Source organism: Streptomyces sp. CBMA123 (assembly GCF_014596465.1).
Lineage (GTDB): Bacteria > Actinomycetota > Actinomycetes > Streptomycetales > Streptomycetaceae > Kitasatospora.
Genome location: NZ_MECK01000353.1, coordinates 1 through 4561, shown reverse-complemented (window position 1 = coordinate 4561; position 4561 = coordinate 1). Strand labels below are relative to the sequence as shown.

The following is a 4561-nucleotide window of genomic DNA, read 5'->3' as shown; positions in this document are numbered from 1 at the left end:
GCCCGGCGGCCCCCGCCCGCAGGCCGGCGGCCGCTCAGGCCGGCCGCGCCGACGGTAGGCGCGCCCCGGCCGCGATCGCAGCTCCGCTCGGGGCGTTCTGGTCGGCACGGTTCCGGGTGCCAGTCGTCGCATCTTCATGGGTCTCTCCCGTTGGTTCGTGTGGGTAGTGGCCCGATCCTGGCAGCGGGGAGGGGGTGCGACAGCGGCGGATGGCATGTTTGCGTCAACCTGTTTTCGAGTGAACTCCCTTTCCTTCCTGGACGTTGACCGAGCGTCAGCTGAGAGCGCCGGCGGCGCCGGTTCAGTCCGTGAGCAGCCGGGCCCGCAGGGCGTCGATCCGGGCGCGGTCGAGCCCGACCGGGCCGGTGAGGTAGGCCTCGACGGAGCCGTGGCGGGCGGCGAGGTCGGCCAGGGCGAGGCGGATGACGGCCTCCGGGGCGCGGCCATAGCCGGGCCAGCCGAGGGTCCGGCCGGGGTGGGCGGCGTGCCAGTCGGCGATGAGGTGCGGGGTGGCGCGTTCGGTGAGGGCGAAGTCGGCGGCGATGTCGTCCTCGGAGACCCCGAGCAGGGTGAGCACCAGGGCGGCGATCAGGCCGGTGCGGTCCTTGCCGGACGCGCAGTGGAAGACCGCCGGGGCCTCGGCGTCGATGATCACGTCCAGGGTCCGGCGGATCTCCTCCACGCCGTCCTCGGCGACCTCGGCGAAGCGGTCGGCGAGGTAGCGCCAGGGGTCGAGCGCGGGGTCGATCGAGGCCTGGTCGTACGGGCGGTGCTCGATCGAGAGGTTGTGGTACTCCAGGCCGTCGACGTGGGGCACCCGGCCCTTGGCGGCGATCTCCCAGTCGTAGCGCAGGTCGATCACGGTCCGCACACCGAGGGCCCGGAGGCGTTCCAGGTCGGCGGCGGAGGTGAGTTTGCCGAGCGAGTCGGAGCGGTGGAGCAGGCCCCAGCGGACGCTCCGGCCGCCGAGGGCCGGGTAGCCGCCCAGGTCGCGGAAGTTGTGCAGGGCCTCGAACTCGATGTGACGCGTTGTCATGCGCGGCACTCTAGCCAGTGGTGCCGAGCCTTCCGCCGTAGCCCCCGGCGAGCAGGTCGAAGGCGCGGTCGGCGGCGGTGACGGCCTCGGGGTGGAGGTCGTCGGCGGTGCGGCCGTCGTCGTGGATGCGGTGCCAGTTGTGCAGGGCGAGGACCCGCTGGGTGGCGGTGACCTGGGCGGCGAGCAGCGGGGCGGTGAGTTCGCGGGGCGGGGCGAGGTCGGGGGCTTCGCGCAGCGCCTCGGCGAGGGACTGCTCGGCGCGGGCCACGTAGGCGCCGACCCGGGCGGCCAGGCTGGGGGTGCCGTAGACCAGCGCGGTGAAGGCCAGCACCTGGGGATGGTCGTTGAGGCCGGTGACCGGGTCGCGCCGGGCGAGGCCGTCCAGGAAGTCCCGGCGCAGGGCGTCGAGGACGCTCTCGCCGTCGGCCCGGCCCCGGACCACGTCCGCCGCCTGCTCCTGGTGGTCGGCGAAGCGGTGGACGACCAGGTCCTCCTTGCTGGCGAAGTAGCTGAACAGGGTGGGCTTGGAGACCTCGGCGGCGGCCGCGACGTCGGCCACCGGGACCTGGTCGAAGCCGTGCTCCAGGAAGAGCGCGATGGCCGCCTCGGAGATGGCCTGGCGCGTCCGTTCCTTCTTGCGCTCCCGTAGACCGGTCATGCGCCCACCTCGCTTCGCTCGGCAGCCGATGACCGGGACGCGCACCTTCCGCCGATTCGCTCGCTGCGCTCGCTCATGCGCCCCAGGCTAGCAGTCGGGATTGACCGGGGCAGATTTCTGACCCGGTACGAAAATCAGGAGCTGAGCGAGTCCAGGATCCTGCGGACCGACTCCACCACTGGAGCCCCCGCCCGGACCAGCGAGGCCACCCCCGAGATGTTGCGCAGCGCCCGCCGCAGGGCGGACGGCGAGGCCTCGGCGCCGTCGCCGATGGCCTCCAGTGACTCGTCCAGCACCTCGCGGTCCTCGGCCGGCACCTGGTCGCGCAACTGCCGCACGGCGGTGACGAGTTCGCGCAGCGCGGCCTGTGGGTCGACCGGGCCCTGGTTCTTGACGATGCCGATGTTGTGGTTGCCGTGCTGGGTGACGGAGTCGCCGAAGTGGAAGGAGTTGCTCACAGTCCGACCCGCTTTCCGGTGTTGTGGTCGCCGTACTGGGTGATCTTGTCGCCGACGTGGAGGTTCTCGACCTGGAACGCGAACTCCGCCTGGGGGTTGTCGATCGCCTCCATGATCATCTGGATCAGGTTGGTGATCTGCCACTCGTTGTGGCTCACCACGGCGGTGGTCGCGGCGTTCGAGGTCTCGATGACCAGCTTGTACAGCGCCTTCAACCGCAGCCGGGTGACCAGCCGGTAGAGGAGGAACAGGAAGCCGATCAGCAGCAGCACGGCCGGGAGGGCCGCCTGGATCTTGTCCGCCGCGTTGTGGGTGACCGCACTCAGGAAGGAGACGGCGAACAGCAGCCCGACCACCTGCCGGACGAACCTGATGATCGTCCGCGAGCGCTTGGGCGGCCACCACACCAACTGCCGTGCCCGGGCGATGTGCTGCAGCGGGTACGCGTCCCCGCCGATCCACAGCACCCGCCGGCTCACCCTGACGTCGATCACGTTCCGTGCCAAGTCCGCTCCCCCTGCCGCTCGTGCGGGGAGAACCATAGCAATGGTCGCGGACAGGGGGACGGGTGCCGGTGGATCAGTCGGGCCGTCACGCTGCCGAGCGCCGGGCGGTCACCTCGATCTCGATCCGCATCCGCGGGTCGGCCAGCCCGCACACCTGCATCGTCGCGGCCGGCCGGACGTCGCCGAAGCAGCGCCGCAGCACCGGCCAGCAGGGCTCGAAGTCCGCGCGCTCGGGCAGCAGGTAGCGCACCCGCACCACGTCGGCGAAGCCGCTGCCGGCCTCGGTCAGCGCGGCCCCGATGTTGCGCAGGCACTGCTCGGCCTGCTCCACCACGTCCGCGGAGATGGTCATGGTGGCGTAGTCGAACCCGGTCGTCCCGGACACGTGCACCCAGTCGCCGTCCACCACGGCGCGGGCGTAGCCGATCTGCTCCTCGAAGGTGGAACCGCTGAGGACGGCGCGTCGCCGGGTCGTGTTCGTCATGCGCCGAACGCTAGGTGGCCTGCGGGGATACGTCCAATACCCGTACCGCGCCGATCTGATATCCCTACGCCTATGGAGCGCCCCGAACTCCCCCTGCCGCAGCTGCACGCCTTCACCGTGCTCGCCGAGGAACTGCACTTCGGCCGGGCCGCCGCCCGCCTCGGCATCGCCCAGCCGCCGCTGAGCCAGCAGATCCGCCGGCTGGAGGAGAAGGTCGGCCACCCGCTGTTCCGGCGTGAGCCCGGCGGCGCCACCCTGACCCCGGCCGGGCACGAGCTGCTGCCCGCCGCCCGCCGGGCCCTGGCCGACCTCGCGGACGGGCTGGCCGCCGCCCGGGCGGTCGGCGGCGGCGAGGCGGGCCGGCTGCGGATCGGGTTCTCCGCCTCGCTCGCCCTGACCGTGCTGCCCGGCCTGCTGCGCACCTTCCGGGAGCGGCACCCCGGGGTGCGGCTGGACGTACGGGAGATGACCAGCGCGCCGCAGCTCGCCGCCCTGCGCGACCGCGGCATCGACGTCGGGCTGCTGCGCGAGCCGCCCGCGGACGCGCCGGAGCTGCGGTTCCGGACGGTGCTCAGCGAGCCGTTCGTCGCCGTGCTCCCGGCGAACCACCCGCTGGCCGCCCAACGGTCCGTCCGGCTCAGGCAGTTGGCGGACGAGCCGTTCGTGCTGCTGCCCCGGGAGGAGGGGCCGCAGCTGTACGACCAGCTCACCGGCCTGTGCGCCGGGGCGGGCTTCACCCCGCGGATCGGGCAGCAGGCGGTGGAGTGGCAGACGGTGTGCGCCCTGGTCGGGGCCGGCCTCGGCGTCTCGCTGGCCCCGGCGAGCATCCGGCGGATCCGGCTACGCGGCGTCGCCTTCCGCCGGATCGACCCCGGCACCGCCCGCACCCGCGCCGCCGTCGCCTGGCGGGCCGACGACCGCAGCCCGCTGGTGGACCACCTGCTCGCCATCACCGGGCAGGACAAGACTTAGCCGCTGCGGTCGGCGAGCACCTCGCGGACGACGTGGCGGGCGTGGGAGGTCAGGGCCGGGTCGGTGTGGCGGTAGTACGGGATCGTCACCAGGGCGATGGAGAAGGCCCAGGCGCGGCCGCGGGCCCACATCGCGTCGTCGGCGCGCAGGGCGGCGCGGAAGGCGGGGCGGGCGGCGGCGGGCAGCAGGTTCCAGGCGGGCATCAGGTCGGCGGTGGGGTCGCCGACGCCCATCAGGGCGAAGTCGATGACGGCGGCGAGCCGGCCGGATCCGTTCACCAGCAGATTGCCGGGGGTGAGGTCGCCGTGCATCCAGACCGGTGGGCCGGCGTGGTCGGGGAGGCGGAGTGCCTTGTCCCACAGGGCGGTTGCGGCCGCGGTGTCGATCGTGCCGGCCAGCTGGGCGATCGCCGCGCGGGTGGAGCCGTCCCGGGAGGCGAGCGGCACG

General features: G+C 73.2%; 7 protein-coding genes. 1 reads left to right on the top strand and 6 read right to left on the bottom strand.

Annotation, left to right across the window (positions count from 1 at the left end; all coding sequences use genetic code 11):
* Positions 1 to 301: 301 nt before the first annotated feature.
* The 5 genes from BG452_RS30300 to BG452_RS30280 form a co-directional block, all read right to left on the bottom strand.
* Positions 302 to 1036, bottom strand: a complete 735-nt coding sequence (locus BG452_RS30300; RefSeq protein ID WP_188307548.1) for a tyrosine-protein phosphatase — start codon at positions 1034 to 1036, stop codon at positions 302 to 304.
* 10 nt (positions 1037 to 1046) lie between these two features.
* Complete coding sequence (locus tag BG452_RS30295) at positions 1047 to 1694, bottom strand: TetR/AcrR family transcriptional regulator (RefSeq protein WP_188307547.1); 648 nt, start codon at positions 1692 to 1694, stop codon at positions 1047 to 1049.
* A 134-nt stretch (positions 1695 to 1828) separates the two neighbouring features.
* The gene (locus tag BG452_RS30290) at positions 1829 to 2152 is read right to left on the bottom strand and encodes a hypothetical protein (protein WP_188307546.1); all 324 of its coding nucleotides are present in this window, start codon (positions 2150 to 2152) and stop codon (positions 1829 to 1831) included.
* Entirely contained in the window at positions 2149 to 2658 is a 510-nt protein-coding gene (locus BG452_RS30285; protein ID WP_188307545.1) for a DUF6232 family protein, read from the bottom strand. The genes BG452_RS30290 and BG452_RS30285 overlap by 4 nt, the downstream gene beginning before the upstream one ends.
* Before the next feature lie 85 nt (positions 2659 to 2743).
* Positions 2744 to 3142 (bottom strand): RidA family protein, encoded by a 399-nt coding sequence (locus tag BG452_RS30280; RefSeq protein WP_188307544.1) that lies wholly within the window; start codon positions 3140 to 3142, stop codon positions 2744 to 2746.
* A gap of 72 nt (positions 3143 to 3214) precedes the next feature.
* On the opposite strand from BG452_RS30280, the gene BG452_RS30275 reads away from it, so the two are divergent.
* Entirely contained in the window at positions 3215 to 4114 is a 900-nt protein-coding gene (locus BG452_RS30275) for a LysR family transcriptional regulator (protein ID WP_188307543.1), read from the top strand.
* Here the strand turns inward: BG452_RS30275 and BG452_RS30270 are convergent.
* Positions 4111 to 4561: phosphotransferase (locus BG452_RS30270; RefSeq protein WP_188307542.1), on the bottom strand; the 451-nt coding region annotated here is incomplete at its 5' end. The genes BG452_RS30275 and BG452_RS30270 overlap by 4 nt on opposite strands.